Origin of the sequence: Micromonospora sp. NPDC002296 (genome assembly GCF_040296145.1) — a bacterium.
Classification (GTDB): domain Bacteria; phylum Actinomycetota; class Actinomycetes; order Mycobacteriales; family Micromonosporaceae; genus Micromonospora.
In genome coordinates this window covers 1-25,654 of sequence record NZ_JBEOWQ010000057.1, presented here as the reverse complement: position 1 = coordinate 25,654, position 25,654 = coordinate 1, and the positions used below count along the sequence as shown (strand labels likewise).

The 25,654-nt window shown below is 75.2% G+C and carries 23 protein-coding genes; 13 read left to right on the top strand and 10 right to left on the bottom strand.

The window, feature by feature from the left end; translation table 11 throughout:
• Nucleotides 1-1,528: CHAT domain-containing protein (locus tag ABT023_RS26265; protein WP_350889065.1), on the top strand; the 1,528-nt coding region annotated here is incomplete at its 5' end.
• A 227-nt stretch (nt 1,529-1,755) separates the two neighbouring features.
• Complete coding sequence (locus ABT023_RS26260; RefSeq protein ID WP_350889064.1) at nt 1,756-2,553, top strand: S1 family peptidase; 798 nt, start codon at nt 1,756-1,758, stop codon at nt 2,551-2,553.
• A 61-nt stretch (nt 2,554-2,614) separates the two neighbouring features.
• Here the strand turns inward: ABT023_RS26260 and ABT023_RS26255 are convergent, their stop codons facing one another.
• A complete protein-coding gene (locus tag ABT023_RS26255; RefSeq protein WP_350889063.1) occupies nt 2,615-3,895 on the bottom strand; it encodes a YncE family protein in 1,281 nt (426 codons plus the stop codon).
• Between the two features lie 180 nt (nt 3,896-4,075).
• Between ABT023_RS26255 and ABT023_RS26250 the strand changes: the two genes are divergently transcribed.
• Nucleotides 4,076-5,236: an RsbRD N-terminal domain-containing protein gene (locus ABT023_RS26250; RefSeq protein ID WP_350889062.1), complete on the top strand. Its 1,161-nt coding sequence runs from the start codon at nt 4,076-4,078 to the stop codon at nt 5,234-5,236.
• A gap of 225 nt (nt 5,237-5,461) precedes the next feature.
• On the opposite strand, the gene ABT023_RS26245 is transcribed toward ABT023_RS26250, so the two are convergent.
• Nucleotides 5,462-5,614: a hypothetical protein gene (locus ABT023_RS26245; protein ID WP_350889061.1), complete on the bottom strand. Its 153-nt coding sequence runs from the start codon at nt 5,612-5,614 to the stop codon at nt 5,462-5,464.
• A gap of 228 nt (nt 5,615-5,842) precedes the next feature.
• The gene (locus ABT023_RS26240; RefSeq protein WP_350889060.1) at nt 5,843-7,957 is read right to left on the bottom strand and encodes a penicillin acylase family protein; all 2,115 of its coding nucleotides are present in this window, start codon (nt 7,955-7,957) and stop codon (nt 5,843-5,845) included.
• Nucleotides 7,958-8,038: 81 nt separating this feature from the next.
• Between ABT023_RS26240 and ABT023_RS26235 the strand changes: the two genes are divergently transcribed.
• From ABT023_RS26235 to ABT023_RS26215, 5 genes are all read left to right on the top strand, one after another.
• Nucleotides 8,039-9,538 carry an MFS transporter gene (locus ABT023_RS26235; RefSeq protein WP_350889059.1) on the top strand — a complete coding sequence of 500 codons (1,500 nt, stop codon included), beginning with the start codon at nt 8,039-8,041 and terminating at the stop codon, nt 9,536-9,538.
• 347 nt (nt 9,539-9,885) lie between these two features.
• Nucleotides 9,886-12,075, top strand: coding sequence for a carbohydrate-binding module family 20 domain-containing protein (locus ABT023_RS26230; protein WP_350889058.1), 2,190 nt, complete (start codon nt 9,886-9,888; stop codon nt 12,073-12,075).
• A gap of 141 nt (nt 12,076-12,216) precedes the next feature.
• Nucleotides 12,217-12,777, top strand: a complete 561-nt coding sequence (locus tag ABT023_RS26225; protein ID WP_350889057.1) for a GNAT family N-acetyltransferase — start codon at nt 12,217-12,219, stop codon at nt 12,775-12,777.
• A gap of 150 nt (nt 12,778-12,927) precedes the next feature.
• On the top strand, nt 12,928-13,851 hold the full coding sequence (locus tag ABT023_RS26220) for a siderophore-interacting protein (protein WP_350889068.1): 924 nt from the start codon (nt 12,928-12,930) through the stop codon (nt 13,849-13,851).
• 369 nt (nt 13,852-14,220) lie between these two features.
• Nucleotides 14,221-14,544, top strand: a complete 324-nt coding sequence (locus ABT023_RS26215; RefSeq protein WP_350889056.1) for a TraR/DksA family transcriptional regulator — start codon at nt 14,221-14,223, stop codon at nt 14,542-14,544.
• Between the two features lie 28 nt (nt 14,545-14,572).
• On the opposite strand, the gene ABT023_RS26210 is transcribed toward ABT023_RS26215, so the two are convergent.
• Nucleotides 14,573-15,037, bottom strand: coding sequence for a septum formation initiator (locus tag ABT023_RS26210; RefSeq protein WP_350889055.1), 465 nt, complete (start codon nt 15,035-15,037; stop codon nt 14,573-14,575).
• A gap of 102 nt (nt 15,038-15,139) precedes the next feature.
• On the opposite strand from ABT023_RS26210, the gene ABT023_RS26205 reads away from it, so the two are divergent.
• The 4 genes from ABT023_RS26205 to ABT023_RS26190 all read left to right on the top strand — a co-directional run bounded on the left by ABT023_RS26205 (nt 15,140) and on the right by ABT023_RS26190 (nt 18,563).
• On the top strand, nt 15,140-15,832 hold the full coding sequence (locus tag ABT023_RS26205) for a response regulator transcription factor (protein WP_350889054.1): 693 nt from the start codon (nt 15,140-15,142) through the stop codon (nt 15,830-15,832).
• Nucleotides 15,829-17,112 carry a sensor histidine kinase gene (locus ABT023_RS26200; protein WP_350889053.1) on the top strand — a complete coding sequence of 428 codons (1,284 nt, stop codon included), beginning with the start codon at nt 15,829-15,831 and terminating at the stop codon, nt 17,110-17,112. Before ABT023_RS26205 ends, ABT023_RS26200 begins: the two co-directional genes overlap by 4 nt.
• A 71-nt stretch (nt 17,113-17,183) precedes the next feature.
• Complete coding sequence (locus tag ABT023_RS26195; RefSeq protein WP_350889052.1) at nt 17,184-17,675, top strand: PepSY domain-containing protein; 492 nt, start codon at nt 17,184-17,186, stop codon at nt 17,673-17,675.
• A gap of 312 nt (nt 17,676-17,987) precedes the next feature.
• Complete coding sequence (locus ABT023_RS26190; RefSeq protein ID WP_350889067.1) at nt 17,988-18,563, top strand: sigma-70 family RNA polymerase sigma factor; 576 nt, start codon at nt 17,988-17,990, stop codon at nt 18,561-18,563.
• Nucleotides 18,564-18,644: 81 nt separating this feature from the next.
• Here ABT023_RS26190 and ABT023_RS26185 read toward each other — a convergent pair whose 3' ends face one another.
• The 5 genes from ABT023_RS26185 to ABT023_RS26165 form a co-directional block, all read right to left on the bottom strand.
• Nucleotides 18,645-19,400 (bottom strand): zf-HC2 domain-containing protein, encoded by a 756-nt coding sequence (locus tag ABT023_RS26185; protein ID WP_350889066.1) that lies wholly within the window; start codon nt 19,398-19,400, stop codon nt 18,645-18,647.
• A 162-nt stretch (nt 19,401-19,562) separates the two neighbouring features.
• A complete protein-coding gene (locus tag ABT023_RS26180) occupies nt 19,563-20,594 on the bottom strand; it encodes a methyltransferase (RefSeq protein WP_350889051.1) in 1,032 nt (343 codons plus the stop codon).
• Nucleotides 20,591-21,769, bottom strand: coding sequence for an aminotransferase class V-fold PLP-dependent enzyme (locus ABT023_RS26175; protein WP_350889050.1), 1,179 nt, complete (start codon nt 21,767-21,769; stop codon nt 20,591-20,593). The genes ABT023_RS26180 and ABT023_RS26175 overlap by 4 nt, the downstream gene beginning before the upstream one ends.
• Nucleotides 21,766-23,061 carry a tryptophan 2,3-dioxygenase gene (locus ABT023_RS26170; protein ID WP_350889049.1) on the bottom strand — a complete coding sequence of 432 codons (1,296 nt, stop codon included), beginning with the start codon at nt 23,059-23,061 and terminating at the stop codon, nt 21,766-21,768. Before ABT023_RS26170 ends, ABT023_RS26175 begins: the two co-directional genes overlap by 4 nt.
• Before the next feature lie 67 nt (nt 23,062-23,128).
• Complete coding sequence (locus ABT023_RS26165; protein WP_350889048.1) at nt 23,129-23,842, bottom strand: tryptophan 2,3-dioxygenase family protein; 714 nt, start codon at nt 23,840-23,842, stop codon at nt 23,129-23,131.
• 296 nt (nt 23,843-24,138) lie between these two features.
• On the opposite strand from ABT023_RS26165, the gene ABT023_RS26160 reads away from it, so the two are divergent.
• Nucleotides 24,139-25,071 carry a diacylglycerol kinase gene (locus ABT023_RS26160; RefSeq protein ID WP_502890763.1) on the top strand — a complete coding sequence of 311 codons (933 nt, stop codon included), beginning with the start codon at nt 24,139-24,141 and terminating at the stop codon, nt 25,069-25,071.
• A 63-nt stretch (nt 25,072-25,134) separates the two neighbouring features.
• On the opposite strand, the gene ABT023_RS26155 is transcribed toward ABT023_RS26160, so the two are convergent.
• Nucleotides 25,135-25,654, bottom strand: a 520-nt coding sequence (locus tag ABT023_RS26155; protein WP_350889046.1) for an HAD family hydrolase, incomplete at its 5' end; no start/stop codon positions are given.

Sequence of the window (25,654 nt, the reverse complement as noted above, 5' to 3'; positions counted from 1 at the left end):
CGCCGGCCGGCTGGCCGCCGCGCTCGGCCGCACGGAGAAGGCGGCGACCCTGCTGGGCCGGGCGGCGAGGGCCCGTCGGCGGGGCACCGCGCCGGGCCGGGCCCAGGGGTGGTACGCCCTGGCGCTGGCGCATCGGCTCGCCGGGGACGACCGCTCCGCCGCCCGGGCGCTGCGGCGCGGACTGGCCGTGCTGGACAGCCACCGGGCCTCGCTCGGCGCCACCGAGCTGCGGGCGCACAGCGGGGCGTACGGGCAGCAGTTGGCCGCCGAGGGACTGGACCTCGCGGTCCGGTCCGGCGCCCCCGGCCGGGTCCTGGCCTGGGCGGAGCGGTGGCGGGCCAACGCCCTGCGCACCCGGCCGGCGCTGCCGCCCGAGGATCCGGACCTGGTGGCGGTGCTCAGCGAGCTTCGCCTGGTCAGCAGCCTGTTGGAGGACGCCCTGCTCGCGGGCCGGCCGACGCACGCGCTGCGGGGCCGACAGGCCCGGCTCGAACAGCGCATCCGGGACCTGGCCCGGCGCGTGCCCGGCGGCGGTGACGTGGCGGCCCCGCCGGGCGTCGCGGCGCTCGCCGCCCGGCTCGGCCCGCGCGTGCTGGTGGAGCTGGTGGCGCACGGAAACCACCTGCGGGCGGTGCTGGTTCGCGACGGTCGGGCCAGCCTGCACGACCTCGGTCCGCTCGCCGAGGCGGTGGAGCAGGCCCGGCGGCATCGCTTCGGCCTGCGCCGGCTGGTGACCACCGGCGACACCGGGGCCGCCCGGGCCGGCGTCGGGCACGCCGCGGCGGCGCTGGACCGGCAGCTGTTCGACCCGCTGCGCCGGCGGCTGGGCGACCGCCCCCTGGTGCTCGTCCCGACAGCGGCGTTGCACGCGGTCCCGTGGTCCGGCCTGCCGACCTGCGCCGGGCGCCCGGTGACGGTGGCCCCGTCGGCCGCGGCCTGGCTGCGGGCGGACGGCCGGGCGGCGCCCGACGGCGCAGCGGTGCTGGCGGCGGGCCCGCGCCTGCCGGCCGCGCGGACCGAGGTCGGGCTGCTCGCCCGCGAACTGCCCGGCTCTCGGCTGCTGGCCGGGGCGGACGCCACCGCCGACGCGTTGACCGCCGCGCTGGACGGCGCCGGGCTGGCCCACATCGCCGCGCACGGCACGTTCCGGGCCGACAACCCGCTCTTCTCCGGCCTGGAGCTGGCCGACGGGCCGCTGCTCGCGTACGAGCTGGAACGGCTGCCCCGTCCGCCGGGCTGTGTGGTGCTCTCCGCGTGCGACTCGGGGCTGTCCGGGGTGCGCCCCGGCGACGAGGTGCTGGGCTTCACCGCCGTGCTGCTGGCGCTGGGCACCCGGTGCCTGGTGGCGACCGTGTTGCCGGTGCCGGCCGACCTCACCACCGCACTGATGCTGGACCTGCACCGGCGAATGCGCGCCGGCGTCCGGCCGGCCCGGGCCCTCGCCGACGCCCAGGCCGCGTTCGTGGCCACCGGCGACGGCTCCGCCGCGGCCACGGCGGCTGCCTTCGTCTGCTTCGGTGCCGGCTGAGCGACTGCCCGCGGTGCTCGGGCCGGTCCGGCCCGGACGGGTGGTTGGGCCGGACGGCTCGGTTGGCACGGTCGCGCCGCCCACCGTAGGCCCCGGCCCGACGGGTGAATAGCGCCGTCGTATGACCCGGAGAGGATGATCAGAAATACATATCCGTCAATAGAATTTCCGTCATCTCGACGACGGTGCGTCCACCGGCGCGCCGGTCCCCCGATGCGGAGGAACATATGGTTCGCTGGCGCACCCTCACCGGCCTGTTGGCCGCCGCGCTCGCCGCGGTGACCGCGGGCAGCCTCACCCTCACCGCACCCGCCGCTGCGGCGCCCGACGACACGATCACCCCCAACGTCGTCGGCGGCACCCCGGCCACCCAGGGCGAGTTCCCGTTCATGGTGCGGCTCTCGATGGGCTGCGGCGGGGCGCTCTACAGCCCGCGGCTGGTCCTCACCGCCGCGCACTGCGTGGGCTCCACGGGCACCAACACCAGCATCACGGCCACGCTCGGCGCGGTCGACCTGCAGTCCAGCAGCCGGATCACCGTCCGGTCGAACTACGTCTACCGCGCCCCGGGCTACAACGGCGCGGGCAAGGACTGGGCGCTGATCCGGCTGGCCACCCCGGTCACCACCCTGGCCACCCTGCCGATCGCCACCAGCGGCGCGTACGACAGCGGCACCTTCACCGTCGCCGGCTGGGGCGCGGCGCGGGAGGGCGGCGCGCAGCAGCGCTACCTGCTCAAGGCCACCGTGCCGTTCGTCAGCGACTCCGTCTGCAACTCCAACTACGGCGGCGACATCATCCCGGCCGAGGAGATCTGCGCCGGCTACGCCGGCGGCGGCACCGACACCTGCCAGGGTGACTCGGGCGGCCCGATGTTCCGCCGCGACGCCGGCAACGCCTGGATCCAGGTCGGGATCGTCAGCTGGGGCAACGGCTGTGCCCGCCCCAACTACCCGGGCGTCTACACCCAGGTGAGCTACTTCGCCTCCGCGATCGCCGCAGGCGCCGCGAGCCTCGGCGGCTGACCGGACGACAGCACGGTGCGGCCCGGCCGGACCACCGGCCGGGCCGCACCGTGCGCCGGGCCTATCGGACGGTCGGCGGCGTCCAGTCGCTCGGCAGGCGGCCGATCCGGATTCGCTGCGGGTGGTCGCCGACGGGCACGCCGGCCACCTTCTGGCCGGTGGCGAAGCTGATCGCGGTGACCCGGTCCGCGCCCGACTCGGAGATGACGCAGTCGCGGCCGTCCCCGCTCACCGTCGCCCAGTACGGCTTGCTGGCCACGACCAGCGGCCCGGGGGCGAGGGTGGCCCGGTCGACGACCGTGGCGTAGTCGTCCATCGTGCCGGCGACGCAGAGCTTCGCGCCGTCGGGGCTGATCGAGATGCCGTGGTGTCGGGAGTCGTTGACCCAGGTGGTGCGGTCCTCGCTGGTGTTGGGGTTCTTCGGCAGGGTGGCGACCCGGGTGACCTTGTCGGTGGCCACGTCGTACTCGACGAAGCCGTTGAAGAACGACACCTGGAAGTAGAGCTTGCGCTCGTCGGGGGTGAACACCGCGGGCCGGACGGCGTCGGAGAGATCGCCGCGGCCGAAGGCGTCCAGCCGGGGCCGCATGTCGATCTCTTTCACCGTTTGGAAGGTGGCGGCGTCGGCGACCGTGATGTGCCGGTCGCCCTTGGTCCAGTCCTGCGACGGGTCGTCGAGCGAGGTGTTCACCTCGCCGATGGACATGTTCCAGATGTGCCGACCGCCGCCGGTGAAGAGGTTCTCGTGCGGCTTGTCGCCGGCGTCGAACGAGCCGACCTGCCGGCCGGTGTTGATGTCGAGGACGTGCACCTTGTTCGAGGTGGAGGCGGAGACCGCGACCCGGGTGCCGTCCGGCGACACCGCCATGTGGTCGGAGCGGAACCCGGACACCGGGAACCGCCACCGCACCGCCCCGGTGCTCAGGTCGATCGAGACCACGTCGGCGAAGCTGGGCCGGGACGCCACCAGCGCGGTGCCGTCCGGGGTGGTGTACATGTCGTCGACGAGCTGGTCGTGCCCCTCGCCGGGGCCCTGCTGGATGCCCAGGTAGAACGCGAGTTTGATGGGGTTGAGGTAGATCTCCCAGAGCCGCTGCTGCTTGTCCGGGACGACGTTGATCCGGCCGAGGCGGGCGTAGTCGCCGCGCGGGCGGATGACGTCCACGGTGCCCTCCCAGTTGTTGCCGACGAACATCACCTCCGCCGGCCCGGCGGCGGCGGGGGCGGCGACGGCGGGGGCGGGCGCGGCGGTGAGGGCGAGGGCGAGGGCGGCGGCGAGGGCGCCGTACCGGCGTGGATCGGGACGGTGGGCGCGCGCGGGCGCGGACGGTGCTGCGGTCATGGACTGCTCCTGGACGGTGGGGCGGCCGTGGTGTGGCGTTCCGCGGCGCGGAACGCGGTGTTACCTTGCGGTAACAGAAGGAAACCAACCGAAGCCGGACTCCCGGTAGGCGACGGGAGCCAAAACCGGGCCGGGCCGTTGTGGACGGGCCACAGTGGCCGTGGCGGGGGGAGCGGGCCGATGGCGTTGACGGAGCGGACCGGGCCCCTCGGTGCGCTGCTGCGCGAGCTGGCCGCGGACCGGCAGGTCGTGGACGAGATGGTCGAGGCCGCCCGGGTGCACTCCCCGGAGGTGGCGCGGCTGCCGCCGGCGGAGAACCGTCGGCACGTGGCGGCCCTGCTGGCCGCCGGGTTGGCCTCCTTCCAGCGCCTGGCGGAGCCCAGCGAACGGGACTTCGCGGAGGCGCGTCGGCTCGGCGCCGACCGGGCCGGGCAGGGCGTCTCCGTCGCGGGCCTGCTGCGCGGGGTGCAGGCGGGCCGGCAGAAGGTGGTGGAGATCGCGCTGGACCGCGGCCGGGCCGCCGGGATACCCGACACCGCGCTGCTGGAGGCCCTGCTGGAGCTCGGCCGGTACGCCAGCGCCCTGGAGCGCGCCCTGGTCGACGGCCATCACACGGCGGAGCTGGAACTGGTCCGCACCCGGCGGGACGCCCGTAACCGGCTGCTGCGGCGGCTGCTGCTCGACGAGGCGGCCGACGGCCGGCCGGACGAGCTGGCCGGGTTCGGGCTGCGCCCCGACGGCCGGTACCACTGCGTGGTCACCGACCTGACCGACCCGGCCCGGATCCCGGTGGTGCGGCGGCAGCTCTGCGGGGGCGGGGGAGTCTTCGGCACGGTCGACGACCGGCTCGCCGGCCTGGCCCCGCGGCTGCCGCCCGCCGACCTGGCCGACGCCGCCGTGCTCGTGGTGGCCGCCCCGGCCCGACCGCTGGCCGAGGCCCCGGCCCTGCACCGGCTGTGCGTGGCCGCGCTGCGGGTCGCCGCCCGGGCCGGGCTGCGCGGCCTGCACGGGGTGGTCGACCTGGCCGGCGAGACCGCGCTGGCCGCCCAGCCGGAGCTGGCCGGGCTGGTCAGCGGGGAGTTGCTCGGTGCCCTCGACCCGGCCGACGACTTCCACCGGCAGATCGCCTCGACCGCGCTGGCCTACCTGGACCACGGGCAACGGCTGGACCTGACGGCCGCCGCCCTGCACCTGCACCCGAACACCGTGCGCTACCGGCTGCGCCGGTTGCAGGAGCTGGCCGGGCTGCCGCCGACGCTGGCCGAGCCGGGCGGCCGGTGGCCGGTCCCGCAGACCGTGCGCTGGTGGTGGGCGCTGCGCACCTGGTTGGGGCAGGAGTGAGGCGTGCCGCCGGTCCGGGCCGCACGCCTCACCCACCCCCCCTGCGGTGGCCTCAGACGATCCGGGTGAGCCGGATGCGTCGGCGATGAGGTGGACGCGGTGTGGTGCCACAGCACCCCGATCGGGGCGAAGTCGCCCGGCGCGCCCGGTTGCGTCAGTCGCCCTCCTTGACGACCTGCCCGCCCGCCGCCCGCAGCACGTCGGCGAGCCAGGGGGCCGTGGGTATCAGGATGTCTGGATCAAGTCGGCCAGGCACTCGGCCTGCCCGGCGGCGCGGGCCGGGGCGGGCCGGGCGGTGACGGTGAACGCGGCGGCCAGCAGGGCGGGTAGGCCGAGCAGGCGGCGACGCCGCAGGGTGGCGGAGGGGGAGGTGGCCACGGCACTCCTCGGTGAAGGACGGGGGCCCCGTCGATCGACGATCACGATGACGGGCACGCTATACCGTCACGAGAGTCGATGTCGATACCCTTCGACCCATCAGATCATCCTGAAGCTTTCTGCCCGATCCGGCTCAGCCGGCCGCCGGCGCGCAGTGGTCGGCCTCGCACCGGGCCCGGGTGAGAGACCGCGCCGGCGCGGGCCCCACGGCGCGGGTGACCTGGTGTGTCACGGGTGGCTCGGCTCCTGCTCCGGGGTGAGCTGCGCCCAGTCGGTGACCACCGGGATCAGCTCCCCGGCGGCCCACAGGGGCAGCTGGTCGTCGAAGTGCGGGTCGCCGGGGCGGCCGGAGGCGCCGAACGGCACCACCCACCGGCTGTCCGCCCGGTCGGTCAGGTCCCAGACGTAGCGGGCGACCGGGCCCCGCCAGCAGGCGTCGGAGACCCCGGGGACGCTGCTCGTGGCCAGCACGCAGTCGCCGTCGCCGGAGAGCGCCACGCGCTCGCGCATCTCCTCCACCGCGACGTCGACCTCCTTGGCCACCGACAGGTGCACCGGGTGCAGGACGTGCCGCCGCCCCCAGGTACCGGGCGGGTCGCCGTGCGCCACCTCCTCCAGCGCGGCGGAGGCCACGGGCCCCACGTCGACGCCGAGGCGGTCCAGCCCCGCGACCACGGCGTCGAGGGCGTGGCCGATGCGGCCCAGGGGGTTGGTCCACGCCGCGAACAGCTCGTCGTACGCGCTCTCGGCGCGAAGTGGGCGCAGCCGAGGGTGCTCGTGCAGCCCTCGGGCCAGCGCCGCCCGCCAGGCGGCGAACGCGCCGGCGTCGGTGCTGTCGGCGCCCATCCGACCGTCCCAGGCGGTCAACCGGTCACGCAGCGCTCGGGCCGGCGCGCTGAGGGCGTCGGCGTCGAGGCGGTCGAGCGCGCCGTGCAGGACGGTGGCCTCCAGCCGGTCGTCGGTGTGCACGGTGGACGGCTCGGCCCCGGCCGCCAGCAGCGTGTGGATGCGCCGGGCGCGGTGCGGCGGGGCGAAGTCGACGCCGAGCGCCGCCACGTCGGGCCGGCGGTCGTTGGCGCAGACCGCCGGCCCGGTCACCGGGGTCCGGGGCATCGGGGCGTACTCGCCGGTCCAGTCGTAGCGCGGCTCCCAGCCGGGCACCGGTTCCCGCCGGCACCGCTCGTCGCGGACCGGGACGAGGCCGGTGACGAGCTGGGCGACCGCCCCCGACCGGTCGGCGACGAGCACGCTGTTGACCGGCTCGACCCAGTGGCGCAGCGCCGTGGCGACGTCCTCGACGGTCCGCGCCCGCAGCAGCGGCAGCAGCGCGTCGAAGCCGAGGCGCTGCTCGACCCGGGCGGGGGTGCGCAGGCTGATCGCCTCGCCGGTGTGCCGGTCCTCGTCGATGACGGGGCCCCGGGGCGTCTCGATCACCTCGACCGGCACCGGGTCGCCGCCGCGTACCCCGATGCGCTCGACGTGGCGGTGGGCCGGTCCCCAGCCGTCGGCCTCGCGTACCAGGACCCGGTCGCCGTCGCGGCGCAGCCGCTCCCGGTAGAGGTCCTGGTAGTCGGCCATCGCGTTGGTCACCGCCCAGGCCACCTCGCCGGCGTGGCCGAAGTGCGGCAGGCCGGGTACGCCGGGGAAGGCGAACCCGAGCACGTCGAACTCGGGGCAGGCCAGCCGGACCTGGTGGTAGATGCCGGGTAGTTCGAGGATTCGGTGGGGGTCGCCGGCGATCACCGGGCCCCGCCCGGTGGCCGGGTCGGCGGGTACGGCCCAGGCATTGCTGCCCGAACCGGCCGGCGGCTCGGCGCGGAACAGCCCGGCCGCTGTCGGCCCGAGGGTGGCGGCGACGTGCGCGTGCCACAGCTTGTTCGGGAAGGTGGAGAACAGCACGTGCTGCACCAGGAAGACGCCGAGCGGGGACCACGGCCGCCACCGGCCGGGGGCACAGCCGGCCGCCGCGAACTCCGGGGCCCGGGCGGCCCCCTCGGCGAGCCCGTCGTTGACCCCCTGGGCGTACGCGGCGACCCAGCGCCGGGTGGCGGGGTCGAGCCCGGCGTAGCAGCGCCGGGCGGTGTCGTCGAGGCGGGCCCGGCGGGCGAATCGGTCCCAGCTGACTTCGGCGGGCCCGACGTGCTGGGCGAGCCGGCCCTCGGAGCGCCACCGCTCCACCTCGATCTGCCACGCCCGGTCGAGCGCCGCCGCCCGGCCCTGGAGCCCGGCCAGTTCGTCCACGGTGTCGGCCCACAGGTGCGCCACGCCCCAGGCGTCGCGACGGATGCCGGCCGTCCGGGCGTGCGGCGCACGCGGCGAGGCAGGCTCCCACAACCGCTCCATTTAGGTTACCCTCCCCTAACTTAGGTCGACCTTACGGGAGGGGTGCGTGAAACGGAACCGTCCCTTCCGCCCGGGAGCGCCATGAGCCTGTCCGAAACCGCGGTCCGGACGCTGCCCGTCCCCGCCCGTCCGCTGCCCACCCGGTGGCTGATCCTCGCCGTGCTCTGCCTCGCCCAGGTCACCGTGGTGCTCGACAACACGGTGCTGACCGTGGCGGTGCCCGTGCTCACCGCCGAACTGGGCGCCAGCGCCGCCGACGTGCAGTGGACCATCAACGCGTACGCGCTGGTCCAGGCCGGACTGCTGCTCACCGCGGGCAGCGCCGTCGACCGGTACGGCCGGCGCCGGCTGCTGCTGGCCGGCCTCGTCCTGTTCGGGGCCGGCTCGCTGGCCGCGGCGCTGGCCCAGTCCACCGGGCAGCTCATCGCGGCCCGGGCCGGCATGGGCATCGGCGGCGCCCTGCTCGTCACCGCTACCCTCGCCGTGGCGATGCAGGTCTTCGACGCCGCCGAGCGGCCCCGGGCGATCGGCATCTGGGCGGCGGCCAGCGCGCTGGGTTTCGCGGCCGGGCCGCCCGTCGGCGGGGTCATCCTCGCCCGCTTCCCGTGGGAGGCGATCTTCCTGGTCAACGTCCCGATCGTGGGGGTCTGCCTGGTGGCCGCCGGGCTCCTGGTGCCGGAGTCCCGCAACCCGTCCGGCGGTCGCCTCGACCTCGGCGGGGTGGTGCTGTCCACGGCCGGTCTCACCGCCGTGGTGTACGCGATCATCGCCGGCCCCCACCGGGGCTGGGGTTCCGCCCCGGTGCTCGGCGCGGCCGTCGGGGGAGTGCTGCTGCTCGCCGCGTTCGTGTGGTGGGAGCGGCGGATCGCCCACCCCATGCTGGACATGGGCTTCTTCCGGGACCGCCGCTTCGTCGGCGCGGTCTCCGGGGTCGTCCTGATCACCTTCGGCGCCACCGGCGCGCTGTTCCTGCTGACCCAGCACCTCCAGTTCGTGCGCGGGTACCCGGCCTGGGAGGCCGGACTGCGGATGGTGCCGTTCGCGCTGTCCATCGTCGTGCTCAACCTCGCCGGCATCGCCGCCCGGGTGATCCACCGGCTCGGCACGGCCGGGGCCATCGCCGTCGGCATGACCCTGCTCTGCGGCGGCCTGCTGTTCGTCACCCACGGCCCGGGGGACGGCTACGGCGTGCTGCTGGCCGGCCTGCTCACCATGGGCACCGGCTGCGCCCTGGCCAACCCGGCGATCGTGGAGGCGGTGCTGAGCGCGATCCCTCCGGAGAAGGCCGGCGCGGGCGCCGGCGTGGACGGCACGATGACGGAGGTCGGCAGCAGCCTCGGCGTCGCCGTCCTGGGCGCCGTGCTGAACGCCCGGTTCGCGGCCCTGCTGCCCGCCGCGCTGGCCGGTGCCGGGTCGTTCCCGACGGCGTTGGCCGCCGCCCGGACCGACGCGGAACGGGCACAGGTGGCCGACGCCTTCCGCGCCGCGTCGGAGTCCGGGCAGACGGTGGGCGCGGTCGCCGTCCTCGCCGGTGGCCTGGTCGCCGCCTGGCTGCTGCGGCGGGCGCACCGCACCGGCTGAGGCGCACTCCGGGCGGGGAACGACGCCGGCCGGAGCGTGCGGCGTGGCGGCGACAGGGCCGTGCAAGCTGCCGCAAGTGCTGGAAGTTGTTGCGGCAAGTTTGCGCTGATCTCTCCGGGCGCGTCAAGCAATTCCCTCCAGCGCGAGGGCTGCCCTCCGAAGTGGGCAGGGGGGATGTGCGGGGAGCGCGGTGGGAGGGGTCGCGCCGGGTGGAGTATTGCCGGCAGGTTTCAAAAATCTTGCCGAAAGGTCTTGCAAAGTCTTTCATCCATACCGCATCGTCTTGCTACCTGGACGGCCGTCCATCCACAGTGCCTCTTCGACCCCCGGAGGAAGGTTCACCTGTCATGAAACGTTTGAGGTCACCCCTGAGTGGCCGCGCCGGCGGCCTGCTGCTCGCCGCCGCCGTCGCCGCGTTGGTCGTGCCGGCCGCGATCGCGACCACCACCGCCGCCACCCCCGCCCGCGCCGCCGCCGGGCTCAACGACAGCGAGGTGACGGCCAGCCTGTGGGAGTGGAACTGGCCGTCCGTCTCCGCCGCCTGCACCAACCACCTTGGCCCCGCCGGGTACGGCGCGGTCCAGGTCGCGCCGCCGCAGGAGTCGGTGAGCCTGCCCAACAGCAAGGACGGCGCGTACCCCTGGTACGAGGTGTACCAGCCGGTGTCGTACAAGCTGGAGAGCCGGTTCGGCACCCGCGCGCAGTTCGCCGCGATGGTCACCGCCTGCCACAACGCCGGCGTGCGGGTGTACGTCGACGCGGTCGTCAACCACATGGCCGGCGCGAACAACGACGAGTCCATCGTCGGGTACGCGGGCACGGACTTCTCCGGCCCCGGCTACAGCTTTCCGGCCGTGCCCTACGGCAACGGGGACTTCCACCGGCCGGGCGACAACTGCCCGACCAGCGGCGGCATCAACGACTGGAACAACGAGGCCCAGGTCACCAACTGCGAGCTGCTGCAGCTGACGGACCTGTACACCGAGAAGGACAGCGTCCGTACGAAGATCGCCGGCTTCCTCAACGACATGATCGGCCTCGGCGTCGACGGCTTCCGGGTCGACGCGGTCAAGCACATCAAGAAGGACGACTTCGCGGCGCTCCTCGGCAAGCTCCACAACACCGTGGCCGAGAACAAGCGCCCGTACATCGCGCAGGAGATCTTCGACGGCGCCAGCAACGACGCGCTCAAGGCGCGGGCGTTCATCGGCAACGGCGACGTGCTCGACTTCGGGTACGCCAAGGGCCTCAAGTCCGCCTTCCAGGGCTCGATCTCCACGCTCGCCAACATCCCGAGCTGGAATCTCGACGCCCCCAGCGCCAACGTCTTCTCCATGGTCACCAACCACGACCTTGAGCGTGACGGGGTCGTGCTGTCCTACAAGAACGGCACCGACTACACCCTGGCCAACTACTTCGCCCTGGCCTACCCGCACGGCAAGCCGTCGGTCTACGACAGCTTCTCCTGGAACGCCCGCAACCAGTCCCCGCCGGCCAACGGCAGCGGCTACGTCACCGACACCGCCTGTGGCGGCGCCTGGAACTGCCTGACCCAGTCCACCGGCGTCAAGGGCATGGTCGGCTGGGCCAACGCCGCCCGCTCCGTCAAGAGCGTGTCGGACTTCACCACCGTCAACAGCAACGTCATCGGCTTCCACCGGGGCGACCGTGCCTGGTTCGGCGTCAACGACTCCGGCAGCGCCACCACCGCCACGTTCGTCACCGGCCTCGCCGACGGCCAGTACTGCGACGTCGTCTCCGGACCCGCCACCGCGTCCGGCTGCGCGGGCGGCACGGTGACCGTCTCCGGCGGCCGGGCCACCGTGTCCATCCCCGCCAACAACGCGGTCGCGATCCACGTCAACGCCCGGCCCGGCGGCGCCACCCCGTCGCCCACGGTCACCCCCACGGTCACCCCGACGGTCATCCCCACCGACAAGGTCGCCACCACCTTCACCGTCGCCGCGACCCCGGCCGCCGACCAGGAGGTCTACGTCGTCGGAAGCATCCCCGCCCTCGGCTCCTGGGCCCCGGCCAACGCCGTCAAGCTGACCGCGCAGGGCGGCAACACGTACCAGACGGTGATCGACCTGCCGCAGTCCACGGGGGTGGAGTACAAGCTCATCAAGAAGACCGGGGCCGGCGCCGTCACCTGGGAGAGCGGCGCCAACCGCTCCTTCACCACCCCGGCGGGCGGCACCTACACGGTGAACGAGACCTTCCGCGGCGACACCGACACCGGCGGGCAGGTCGCCGCCTCGTTCCACGCCACCGTCACCACCTCCTACGGCCAGAACGTCTACGTCGTCGGCAACATCGCCGCCCTTGGCGGCTGGAACCCGGCCAACGCCGTCGCGCTCTCCTCGGCCGACTACCCGGTCTGGCGGGCCACGCTGAACCTGCCGCCGAACACGGCGGTGGAGTACAAGTACATCAAGAAGACCGCGGCCGGCGCCGTCATCTGGGAGAACGGCGGTAACCGCACCTTCACCACCCCGTCCAGCGGCACCCGGACCAGCACCGACACCTGGCGGTAGGCACCCACCGCCCCCTGCGACGCGGGGTGGCCGGCTCCCCGGAGCCGGCCACCCCGTCGGTGGTCGCGGCCGGCCGGGCGGGAGACTGTGGACCGTGGCGTGCGCCCGACGGCCTGGGCGCCGGCCCCATCGAGGAGAGACATGACGACTGCCCCGACCTCCCGCTCGCGTCACATCGACGGCTTCGGCGAGGTGACCATCCGGCCCGTGCGGCCGGCCGAGGACATCGACGTGATCCACGACTGGGTCACCCGGGAGCGCTCGCGGTTCTGGGGCATGCGCGACGCCAGCCGCGAGCGGGTGCTGGAGATCTACGAGTACCTGGACTCGCTCGCCACCCACCACGCCTACCTGGTCCACCGGGACGGCCGGCCGGTGGCGCTGTTCCAGACGTACGAGCCGGCGGCCGACCCGGTGGGGGAGTGCTACGACGTCCGTCCCGGCGACTTCGGCATCCACCTGATGATCGGACCGCCGGACGGCGGTACCGAGCGGGGCTTCACTGCCGTACTGCTCGATGCCTTCCTCGCCTTCGTGCTGGCCGACCCGGGCCGCCGGCGCATCGTGGCGGAGCCCGACGCGCGCAACGACAAGGCGATCGCCCGGCTGACCCGCGCGGGCTTCGTGCCGGGGCCGCAGATCGACCTGCCGGAGAAGCGGGCCCAGCTGCTCTTCCTGGACCGGGACGCCGCGCTCGGGTGACCCGCCGGCGGGCATCGTCCGGCCCGGTCAGGGCGTTGGCCCTCGCCCGAAGGGGGGAAGGCCGCACCGCCCTGAGACCCGGTCGCGCCGTTAGGTTAGCCTAACCTCGTGTCGACTGATCACGTCCAGCCGCAGCCGGCGCAGGGTGTCATGACCGAGACCCTGCCCATCGCGCCGTGGCGCCTGTTCGCCGTCGAGGTCCGTGCCGTACGCCGGCTCAGCCCCTCGTTCCTCCGCGTCACCTTCACCGGCCCCGACCTGGACCGGTTCGCGGACAACGGCTACGACCAGCGGGTCAAACTGGCGCTGCCGCTGCCCGGGGAGCGCGGGGTCCAGCTCCCCGTCGGCGCCGACTGGCACGTGAGGTGGCGGGCCCTGCCCGAGAACCGGCGCTGCCCGGTGCGTACCTACACCGTCCGGGCGGCCCGGCCGCACCTGGCCGAGGTCGACATCGATCTCGTCCTGCACGGCGACGGCGGTCCGGCCAGCCGGTGGGCCCACCGGGTCCGGCCCGGGGACGAGGCCGCCCTGCTCGGCCCCGACGCCGGCTACCCCGGCGAGCACGGCGGGATCGAGTTCCGGCCTCCGGCGACGGGCCACCTGCTGCTGGCCGGCGACGAGACGGCCGTGCCCGCGATCTGCGCCATCCTGGAACGGCTTTCACCCGACGCCCGGGGCCGGGTGGTGCTGGAGGTGCCGGAGCGGGCCGATGCGCTGTCGGTACCGACCCCGGCCGGCGTCGAGGTCGCCTGGCTGCCCCGCGACGGGGGTCCGCACGGCAGCCGCCTGGTCCCCGCCGTCGCCGCGGCGGCGACGAGCCTGCTGCCCGGCCGGACACCGGCCATGGCGGGCCTGCCGTCCGGGCGGGCGTCGATCGCCGACGTGGACGTCGACCGGGACTTCCTCTGGGAGGTGTCGCCCTCGGTGCCGCCGGGGCCGCTGTACGCCTGGCTGGCCGGTGAGGCCGGTGTGATCCGTACGCTGCGCCGGCACCTGGTCGCCGAGCGGGGAATCGACCGGCGGGCGGTGGCGTTCATGGGTTACTGGCGGCTGGGCCGGGTCGACCCGATCTGAACATGACCGGCGTTACCACCGGCAGGGCGAGGCGGGCCGTGCCTGGGCCGGGACGGCCGGCGAGCAACCTGGTTGGGTTCTGCGGCGGGGCGGCCTATGGTGGCTCCATGCCATCGGCCGCCCCGCTCGCCCGCGTCACCGTCACCGTCGTGACGGCGTCGCCGGCTGCCGGCTGCCGCCGTCACACGCGGGTGACCACCCGCCCGGCGGGCGCGCCGTCGCTCGGCGCCGCCCCCATCCACGGGCTGCCGAGCCCGCTCCCCAGCGGGCGTGGCCCCCCCCGCCGGGATATCTCCGACGGGTACGGCCACCAGGGCGAAGCTTCCGGCTTCGGCCCTTTTCTTTTACCCTTTTCCGGAAGGACGCGACATGAGCACCGACATCCAGCGCCTCAGCGGCCAGCAGTGGCTCGCCGACCTGCGCGCGACACTGACCGACGATCACGCGGCGCAGACGGTTCGGCTGACCGAGTTGACCGCCGACACCGGCGACCCGGGTGAGGCGCACACCCGTGCCGCGCTGATCGCGGCGACCCGGATGAGCCTGGAGCGGATCGTCGACGCCCTGCACCGCATCGAGGACGGTCGCTATGGTGCGTGCGAGAAGTGCGGGGCGCAGATCCCGCCGGAGCGGCTGGAGGTCGTCCCGCACGCCCGCTTCTGCGTGCCCTGCCAGCAGAAGCACCACGGCTGACCGAGATCCGCGGGTGGCCGTCGCCGGATCAGTCGTCGGCGACGGCCACCGGCTCGCCGGCCACGCACCGCAGCTTCAGCTCGTGCTCGCCGCCCGACCCGATGAAGGTGACCTCGACGTCGTCGTCCGGGCCCTGGTCGGCTTCGCCGACCCGGTAGCCCTGCGCGGGCGCCCAGGACACCAGTCGCACCCCGCCTGGGGCGCACTCGGCCACCGCGCTGCCGCCGGCGGTCGCGAAGAACCGACGCGCGCCGGCCCCCGGCGACGCGGTCGCCGACGGCGCGCCCGGCCCGGTGGACGGGCTGCCGCCCGGGACCGCCGTGCTCGGCTGCGGCGAGGCCAGCGCCCGTTCGACGTCCCGCTGGCTGTGCACCCCGCCCGGGGTTCCGGTGATGCTCTCCCCGACCAGCCGGATCGCGGCCACCCCGACCAGGGTGGCGAGCACGGCGGTGGCCAGCCATCCGGCGAAGGCGAGGGCACGGCGACGACGCATCCCCCGACTATCCCCGATCGAAGGTTGGCGGGAGCGCCGGTCGACGCTAAGAGAGGGTTAAGGAACCGGCCGGCGGCGGTCCCGGCGGCTAGCCTGCATCCTGTGCCCCGCCTGCTGCTCATCGAGGACGACCTGACCATCCGGACGCCGTTGGCGCGGGCGCTGCGGGACCGGGGTCACGCCGTGGCCGCCGCGTCCACCGCGATGGCGGGTCTGCGCGACGCCCTCGACGACCGGCCGGACCTCGTCGTGCTGGACCTGGGCCTGCCCGACCTCGACGGGCGGGACCTGCTGCGGATGCTGCGCGCGGTCAGCGCGGTGCCGATCATCGTGGCGACCGCCCGCGACGACGAGACCGAGCTGGTCCGGGTCCTCGACGCCGGCGCCGACGACTACGTGGTGAAGCCGTTCACCGCCGCCCAACTGGACGCGAGGATCCGCGCGGTGCTCCGGCGCGGCGCGGGCCAGGCGGCGCAGGACCTGACGCTGGCGGTGGGCGGGCTGCGGGTCGACCCGCGTTCACGGCAGGTGACCCTCGACGGCATGCCGGTCGAGCTGACCCCGCGCGAGTTCGACCTGCTGCACCACCTCGCCGCCCGGCCCGGCGAGGTGGTCACCAAGCGGGAGCTGCTCACCGAGGTCTGGCAGATCCCGTACGGGGGCGCGGACAAGACCGTTGACGTGCACCTGTCGTGGCTGCGCCGCAAGCTGGGTGAGAGCGCCCAGCAGCCCCGCTACCTGCACACGGTGCGGGGGGTGGGGGTCCGGCTGGAGTCCCCGGGCGGTGCCGGGTGAGGGCGCGGCTGGCGCTGCTGGCCGCCGCGGTCAGCGTGCTCACCCTCGTGGCCTTCCTGGTCCCGTTGGCGCTGTTGGTGCGGGACGTGGCCGAGGACCGGGCCACCATCCGGGCGACCGCGGACGCGCAGAGCCTGGTGCCGGTGGTGGGTACGGCCGACGCCGCGACCATCCGGCTGACCGCCGAGCAGCTCGCCGCGGAGTCGGGCCGGCCGGTCAGCGTGTTCCTGCCCGGCGACACGGTGCTGGGCACGCCCGTCCCACGTACCCCGGCGGTGGCCCTGGCCGAACGAGGGCGAAGCCTCACCGCGGAGTCGGACGAGGGACGCGAGGTGGTCATCGCCGTGCAGGGCCGGCCGGACGGCACGGGCGTGATCCGGACGGTGGTGCCGCGCGCCGAGCTGACCGCCGGGGTGACCCGGGCCTGGCTGGTGCTGGCCCTGCTCGGGGTGCTGCTGGTGCTGCTGGGGCTGCTGGTCGCCGACCGGCTGGCCCGCACCCTGGTCCGGCCGATCGGCGAGCTGTCCGCGGTGTCGCACCGGCTGGCCAACGCCGAGCTGGACGCCCGGGTGACGCCCGCCGGCCCGGCCGAGCTGCGCGAGGTGGCCGGCGCGCTCAACCACCTGGCGGGCCGGATCCAGGTCCTGCTCGCCCAGGAGCGCGAGCAGGTGGCCGACCTCTCCCACCGGCTGCGTACCCCGCTGACGGCGCTGCGGCTGGAGGCCGAGTCGCTGCGCGAGCCGCAGGAGGCGGCGCGGATCGCCGCCGCGGTGGACGGGCTGGAGCGGGCCGTGACCGGCCTGATCCGCCAGGCCCGCCGCGACCGGTCACCGGCCGCCACCGGCGGCGACGCGGCGGCGGTGGTCGCCGACCGGGTGGCGTTCTGGTCGGTGCTGGCCGAGGACACCGGGCGGGACGTCCGCCGCGACCTGGATCCCGGGCCGCTGCCGGTCGCGGTGCCCGCCGAGGAGCTGGCCGCGGCCCTCGACGCGCTGCTCGGCAACGTGTTCGCGCACACCCCGGACGGCACCGCGTTCACCGTCCGTCTCGCCCGCGACTCCGACGGGGTGGTTCTCGTCGTGACCGACGAGGGCACCGGCATGCCGGCCGCCACCGTACGTCGGGGAGCCAGCCCGGCCGGGTCCACCGGGTTGGGCCTGGACATCGCCCGCCGGGTGGCGGAGGCCGGCGGCGGCCGGCTGGAGCTACGCACCGCACCGGGCGGCGGGGCCGAGGTGCGCCTGTGGCTGGCCCCGCAGGCGGCCTTAACCGGGCCTTAGCGTTCGTGCAGCGCGCCGCTATCCCGCCACGGCCCATCCTCGACGTAGCAACCGAGGAAAGGTGCACCGAGATGAAGCGCAACTCCCTGATCAAGGCGTCCGTCGGCGGCGCGGCGATGCTGGCGGTGGCCGGGGTCGCCCTCGGCGTCACCGCCGCCGACGACCGCGCCGTACCGACCGCCCTGGTCGCCGCCACCGTGGCCCCGGCGGCGACCGGCAGCCCGGACGTCCCCACCTCGGCGCCGGCGACCGGTGCGCCCGCCACCGGCTCTCCCGCCGGCACGGCGACGCCGCCCCCCACCGGCTCGCCCGCCGGCGGGAGCATCGACGAGCGGCGGGCCGGCGAGATCGCTCTGGCGCGCGCCGGTGGCGGCCGGATCGTCGAGGTCGAGGCCGAGGACGAGGACGGCCGTCAGGTGTGGAGCGTCGAGATCGTCGACGGGCAGACCGAGCACGAGGTCGACGTCGACCGCAACGACGGCGCGGTGGTCAAGGCCGAGCAGGAGCCGGTCGACGCCGACGACGATGACGACGACGACAGCGACGACGACAGCGACGACTGAGCGACGTCGGTCGGACACGGGCGGGCCGCTCCCACGCGGGAGTGGCCCGCCCGTCCCCGTCGCACCGACCGCCGCGTGGCACCGGGAACTTTTCCGGTCCCGCGACCGACAAACAGTGGTGCGCCGCACCGGGGCGGCGCGCGGAGACCGCCCTCCCACCGCTGGTGGGAGGCGTCAGCCGCCGGAGCCGGGCCGGGAGACAGACCACGTGAACGCAACAGCGCCGCGGGCCGCACCGGTCCGCGTGAGCACCGCCGAAGCGCACCGCCGGGCGGGCGCGGCCACCCGTCTCGGGTCGGGCGGCCGGCGGTGGTGACCGCGGAGGCCGACGACGAGCAGGTGACCCGCTGGGCACGCCTCGCCGGGCAGGGCGACCAGCAGGCCGCCGCGGCGTTCGTCCGGGCCCTGCAACGCCCGGTGTGGCGGTTCCTGGCCCACCTCGCCGGGCCGGGGGAGGCCGACGACCTGACCCAGGAGACGTTCCTGCGGGCGCTGCGCGGCCTGCCCGGCTTCGCCGGCCGCTCCTCGGCCCGCACCTGGCTGTTCACCATCGCCCGCCGGGTCGCCGTCGACCACGTCCGGGCGGCGGTGACCCGCCCGCGTACCGCGTCCCTGCCGGACTGGCGCACGGCGGCGGAGGGCGTGGGCGCGGTCGAGCCCGCGGCCGACGACGGTGTCGCCCTGCACCGGCTGATCGCCGCCCTGGCCCCGGAGCGACGGCTGGCGTTCGTGGCCACGCAGGTGGTCGGCCTGTCCTACGCGGAGGCCGCCGAGGTGTGCGGCTGCCCCGTCGGGACGATCCGCTCCCGGGTGGCACGGGCGCGCGAGGACCTCGTGGCCGCCTGGCACGCCGACGCCTGCCCGGCCCGCCCGACCAGCGCCGGCTGAGCCCCCGGAGGCCGCGGACGCCCACCCGGCCCGTCCGACCAGCGCCGGCTGAGCCCCCGGGCACCGCCGAGGGCCGGCCTTTCAGGCGGCCCGGCGGTCGCTGGCCTGCGCGGCGTACGGCTGCGGTGGCACCAGGCGCAGCGGGGCGGGCTGCTCGGCCTGGTCCGGCTCGACCCGCCAGCGGGAGGCCCGCGACCGTCCCTGCCCCGGCGACGGACCACCCGGGCGCAGCCGGGGCCGCGACAGCAGCACGGTGAGCGCCCAGCCGACCACCAGGAAACCGTGGCTGACCAGCCGGGACGCGGCCACCTGGCCGGTCATCAGGTCGTTCACCGACAGCAGCACCAGCGTCGCGACGAAGGCGCTGAGCATCGGCAGCACCCCAGCGGGCGGGAACCGCCGCGCCGCGACGAACAGGAACCCGGCGCCGACGGCGACGTTCCACGCCGCCGACTCGTGCCACAGGTGCTGGCCGGTGGCGTGCGCGTGCGCGACGACCGTGCCCCGGCCGACCTGCGTCAGCCCGAGCACCAGTTGCACGGCGCCGACCAGGCCCAGCGCGGCCCGCAACCCGGCCACCAGCCGGCCCCGCCAGACGGGCGTCCACCGGCGGGGGGAAGCCCCGGCCGGAACGGCGGCGAGGACCGCGTCGGCCAGGTCGGGCCCCGGCGACACCAACCGGGTACGCGCCCGCCGGGTCACCGCCGCCGCCGCGTCGAACCAGGCCGAACAGTCACCGCACGTGTCCAGGTGCCCCTCGGCCGCGGCCCGCTCGGCCGGGGTCTCCTCCCCGTCCAGCTGGGCCGACAGCATCTCCCGCCACTGCTCACACCGCATGTACCGATAGTCGCTCGCCGGCGGCGTGTGGTTCCCGCCGACGAACGACGTGTCACGCGGCGCTGTCTCCCGCCGGGTGGTCGTCATCCGTGAGCCGCTGCTCGACGACGAACGCACCCCCGCCCCCGGTCGGCGGCCGCGCCGCCGCCCGCCCCGCCCGGCTCACGGCGCGTCCGGCGGCTTGTACGCGGTGACCAGCTCCCAGCCGCCGGGCAGCACCCGCACCCGGGTGAAGCCGACCTCCTCGAGCAGGCCGGTGTAGAACTCCACCTCCCGCAGCCGGCTGACGCAGCTGTCGACGCCGATCAGGAAGTAGCTCCAGAAGAACTGCATCGCCAGCCGGTCCGGGGTGCGGAACTCCTCGCAGATCAGCAGGAGCCCGCCCGGCGCGAGCGCGGCGTACGCCTTCTCGACCAGCGTGCGGGCCACGTCGTTCGGCCAGTCGTGCAGCACCCGTACGAACGCCAGCGCGTCGTAGCCGCCCGGCAGCGGCTCGGCGAGGAAGTCGCCGCCGACGAACCCCAGCCGGTCCGGGTGCCCACAGCGGGCCCGCGTCAGCTCCACCAGCGGTGCCACCGCCGGCAGGTTGTACACGTCGGCCCGCAGCCCCGGGGCGTCGTCGAGCACCCGCGCGGCGAGCGTGCCGTCGCCGCCGCCGACGTCGAGCAGGCGCCGCCGGTCCGGCCACAACCGGTCGGCGTGCCGGTGGACCGTCTCGATCACCGGGCCGAGGCCGACGGCCATGCTGCGCTCGAAGGCGGCGGTCTGCTCGTCGTCGCGCGGCGGCCACGCGAAGTCGTCCTCGGTCATGCCGGCGTCTCCGCGCAGGCTCTCCGCGAGCCGGCCGTGCAGCCGCCGCCACGGGTACCGGTCCCGGTCCCGTTCGATCGCGTCCGGCCCGGCGACCGCCGCCACGGCGTCACGCAGCCCGGGCACGGCCCGGTAGCGGGCCGTGGTGATGTCGTCGCCGGGCTCGTCCCGCTCGACGAACCCGAGGCTCTCCAGGCAGTCCAGGAACTTGTACAGCCGCAGCGGCCGTACCCCGAACTTCTCGGCGAGCTCACCGAGGACGGCCGGACCCGGCTCCAGCACGTCGAGCAGGCCCATGGTGAGCGCTGTCTCCAGCACGTCCATGGCCTTGGTGCCGTTGGCGAGCAGGCTCATCAGTGCCCGCGGCGACAGCGTGACGGTCATTGGCCCAGCTCCTCTTCCAGTGCGTCCATGAACGCGTCGACCTCGTCGAGGGTGTTGTAGACGTGCGGGCCGACCCGCAGGTAGCCCCGCCAGCTGCAGATCACGTCCCGCGCCGCCAGCCGCCGCTTGACCGCCTCACCGTCCGGGACGTCCAGGCACACGACGCCTCCGCGCCGGTGCGGCTCGGTCGGGCTGACCACCGTGATGCCGGCGGCCCCGGCACGGGCCAGGATCCGGGACGTGCACGCCAGGGAGTGCTCCCGGATCGCGGCGATGCCCACGCCGGCCAGCAGGTCCAGACCGACCTGGGAGACCAGCGAGGTGAGTGGGAACGGGGTCCCGCCGGCGAACCGCTGGGCCCCGGCCGCCCAGCCGGTCGACGGCCGGAAGGTCAGCGCCCGGTCACCGGCCTGCCAACCGGTCGCCGCCGGCTCCAGGGTCGGCGTCAGGTCCGGGCGGACGTACAGGAAGGCCGTGCCGACCCCGCACAGCCACTTGTGCGCGCCGCCGAGGACGACGTCGACGCCGAGGGCCGTCACGTCCAGCGGCATGATTCCGACGCTCTGGAAGGCGTCCACCACCACCAGGGCGCCCACGTCGTGGGCGCGCGCGACCAGGCGGCGCAGGTCGACGGTGGCACCGGAGGAGAAACTGGCGTGCGGCACGCACACCAGCAGCGTCCGCTCGTCGATGCGCCGGACGAGCGCGTCCTCGTCGAGGTCGGGGCCGCCGGTGCCGACCACGTCGAGCCGGGCGCCGTAGCGGCGGAACGCGTTCCACACGAACGGCACGGCCGGGAACTCCAGGTCGGTGATGACGACCCGGTCGCGCGGCGGGCGGTAGTCGAAGCAGGACGCGACCCGACCGAGCAGGATGCTCAGGTTCGCGTCGGTGACCACGCTGCCCGGCGGGGCGCCGATGAACGCGGCCAGCCCGTCGGCGTACCGGTCGAGGCCCTCGTGCCAGCCCTGCCACGCGTCGTCCCGCCAGGTGCGCAACGTGTCCCAGTAGCCGGTGAGCACGCCCTGCGCCGCCCGCGGCACCGCGCCGGTCGAGTTGTTGTTCAGGTAGAGGCAGTTCTCCAGCAGGGGGAACTCGGCGCGCAGCGCGGCGTGCGCGGCGGCGCCGGGACGCCGCTGCCCGCCGATCGCGGATTCCAGTTCGGGTGCGCTCACTCGGGACAGCCTCCACTCGGTTCGGACGGGGCCGCCGGGTCGGCGTCGGCGGCGACGGCGGTGAAGACCGGGATCGCCCGGACCTCGGCCAGGTAGGGGGTCCCCTCGGTGTAGCCGGTGCCGGGCCGCTCGCCGAGCATCCGGACCGCCAGCCGGTGGTGGGTGCGGCGCCAGTGCAGCACCGTCGCGGCGAACTCGCGCATCCGCCCCTCCACCAGGGCGCGGTCCGCCCCGGCCAGCCGGCCGCTGCGGACGGCCGCCCGCAGCGCCGCGTCGACCGACGGCCCCCCGGCGCGCACCCGGTCGCGCAGTTCGGGCACCGACCGGTAGGCGGCCGAGTCCAGCCGGGACCCCTCGGGGGTACGGCACAGCGACTCCATCAGCTTGTAGGAGCGGGACTGGATCGCGCTGGCCCCCTCGGTGTACGCCCGGAACGTCCGGAACGACTCCGGCTGCATGCTCGCCAGCAGCGAGAACAGGGGTGCGGCCGAGGCGAGCTGGTCCCGGGCGTACCCCAACCGTTCCGCCGCCGCGACGGCCCGGCCCGCGTCGAGCGCGTCGATCGTCGCGCGCAGCTCGTCGGCGAGCCCGGCGAAGACGCACTCGTAGGCCTGGAGCACCCGGATGAACAGGTACTCGTCGTGCGACAGGTACACCGGCAGCATGCTCAGCCGCAGTGCCCGCTCCTCGGCGGTGCTGCGGTCGGCGGCGGCCAGGGCGTGCAGTGCCGCGGCGGCCGTGGCCGGCTGGAGATCGTCGACGGTCAGGCCCAGGCGGGACAGCGCGGGGGAGACGGCCCGGACGCCCAGCCGGTGGCGCTTGGCCACCAGCGCCGGCCCGGGCCGCTGCTCGGGCAGCAGGTCGGTGGTGCCGGCGGCGGCGGCCAGCTCGAACGCCAGTGCGTCGGCGACCAGGTGCACGAGGAGCCGGTCGCGGCCCTGGCGTGTGGCGGCCCGCTCCGCCACCGACCCGCCGGCGTGGTCGTCGCCGCAGGGCAGGCCGAGCAGGCGCAACGCGAGGTAGCTGCGGTAGTCGTACCGACCGTCCCACTTGTCGAGCGCGACGTCGAGGAAGCCGCGCAGCAGCCGGACGGGGCCGGGGTCCTCCGGTCCGGCGCCGGTCGCCCGGGTGGCGGCGATGTGCGCCCTCGCCTCGTCGAGGAGTGCTAGCAGCCCCTTTCCGACGAAATGCTTGCCGGTCCGGTGGAACTCCGCCGTCACCGGGAGGTAGGGAAAACTGTCGGGATCGGCCCCACCGGACAGCCAGCTCGTCAGCTCGCGCACGAACCGCACCTCGACATTACAATTATGTAAAACACGGACGGTGACGTTCCGGCGAATTTCGGGCCGGCGGGATTATTCAGGGCAGTTCCGGGTGGAGAATGTCCTCGGCCGGCGCGGCGGGGGCGACGCGCGCCTGCCACAGTTCCGGGAAGAACCGGTGGTCGATCAGCCTGGCGAGCATGTTGGCCGGGCTGCCCTCGGTGCCGGCGACGCCGTGGCCGCCGACCCGGATCGCGGCCTGGTAGTGCCGCACCCGCCAGAACGCGACCCGCTCGTCCCACTCGACCATGGCCTCGGCCAGCCGGTGCGCCGGGTCCGTCGGGTCCGCCCGGAGCAGCGTCGACAGGTCGGTCCCCCGCCGCGCGAGGTGGTCGGTGAAGGCCCGGCCGAGCTTCCGGCTCCCGGCCTGCACCCCGCGCCAGCCGGGCGACTCGGCGCCGGATCCGGTGCCGAGCGCCGGTTGCATCGCCTGGAAGGCCGCCGGCGGTAGGTGCCGGAACATCTCCAGCTGGTCGGTGATCAGCCGCACCCCGAGCGTCGCCCGGGCCAGCAGCGGTTCCGCCGCCGCCGGCTCGTCGGCGGCCACCCGGGCGCCCGCCTCGGCCAGCTCGGCCCCCGCCAGCTTCAGCCACAGCTCGGTGGACTGGTGCACCACCTGGAAGAGCAGCTCGTCGCGGTGGATCATCTGCTCCGGGCGGCGCTGGAGCTCCAGCAGCGTGTCCGTGCGCATGTAGCGCGCGTAGTCGGTGGCGCCGTCGCCCGGCAGCACGGGTGAGTGGTCCCGCTTCACGGAATAGTTTCCCTTCGATCGTCGTCGGTGACCCCGCACCCGACCCTGACGGATCAGCGGCAGCCATTATTAAACGACCAAAGGCAATGTGTCACGCCCCGGTAGCAGACTGTCTCGTGGCACCAATGGGTCCGTCTCCGCTGTTTTCATGGCAATTCCCGTGCCATTTAGCACAGCAACCCACCGCAGTCAATCCCCGGCGGGCCGGCCGGTGGGACCGGCGCCGAAGGGCCGGGGCGGATTTCGGGCAGGAAGGAAGATGATGGGGGCGCCCGCACGGCGGTACGGTGCTCGCCGTGACCGCTGCCGACCGCACCGCCCCCGGCCCGGATCCCGAGGGCCCCGTCGCCGTGCTCGCCAACCCGACGGCCGGCCGCGGGCGGCACCGGGGACTGCTGCCCGGCGTGCTGGAGCGGTTGGCCCGGGCGGGCCGGCCGATACGCCTGCTGGAGGCGCGCACGACCGACCAGGCGGAACGGGCGTGCCACGCGGCGCTGGCCGACGGGATCGCCGCGCTGGTGACGGTGGGCGGGGACGGGACCGTGCACCGCGGACTGCAGGCGGTCGCCGCGACGGCCGTGCCGTTCGGGGTGGTGCCGGCCGGCACCGGCAACGACTTCGCCGCCGACACCGGCTTCCCCGCCGACCCGCTCGCGGCCGCGGAGGCGATCGTCGACGCCCTACGGGCCGGCCGGACCAGCCCGGTCGACCTGGCCCGGATGACCCGGCCGGACGGCCCGCCCCGCTGGTACGGGGCGGTGCTCGCCGCCGGGTTCGACGCGATCGTCAACGAGCGGGCCAACCGGATGCGCCACCCGCGCGGCCCCCGCCGGTACGACCTGGCGATCCTGGTCGAGCTGGCCCGGCTACGCCCCCGCCGGTACACGCTGCGCCTCGACGGCGAGCCGTTGCACGTCGACGCGGTGCTGGTCGCGGTCGGCAACTGCGCCAGCTACGGCGGCGGGATGCGGATCTGCCCGGACGCGGACCCGACCGACGGGCTGCTCGACGTGGTGGTCGGCGGCCGGTTCGACCGGCGCACCCTGGTCCGGGTGAAGCCGCGCATCTACCGGGGCACCCACGTCCAGCACCCGCTGGTGAGCAGCCACCGGGCCCGGACGGTGGAACTGGCCGCCGAGGGCATCACCACGTACGCCGACGGGGAGCGGGCCCTCGACCTGCCGGTGACCGTCACCGCCGTGCCGGGCGCGGTCCGGCTGCTGCGGTGACCAGGGGTGAGCCGCTGGCCCCGCCGACCGGACACCCCGCGCCGCCACCGGCCCCCGGCGGGATCAGGCCGGCAGGGCCAGGCCGAGCACCGAACCCAGCCCGTTGGGTCGGCCCGGCTCGGCCTCGGGCAGCACCAGTGCCGCGCAGCCGGCCCGCACCGCCCCGGCGTCGGCCGCGGTGTCGCCCACCATCAGCGCCCGTTCCGGGTCCACCCCGAGCATCCCGCAGGCCCGCCAGAAGATCCCCGGGTCCGGCTTGCAGCGCCCCACCTCGTACGACAGGGCGTACGCGTCGATCAGCCCGTCGAGCCCCCAGGCGGCGAAGAACGGCCGGATGTCGAAGCCGATGTTGCTGACCACCGCCACCTTCACCCCGGCCTCCCGCAGCGCCGCCAGGGTCGGCGCGGTGTCCGGGTACGGCACCCAGCCCTCGGGCAACAGCACCCGTTCGTAGAGCGCGTCGGCCAGCCCGTCGATCCCGGCGTCCACGGTCGCGGCCAGCCCCGTGTACGCGCCCCGGTGGGCGTGCGGGTAGAGGTCCCGGTCGGCCCACAGCTCGGCCAGCGCCGGCGGCACCCGGGCC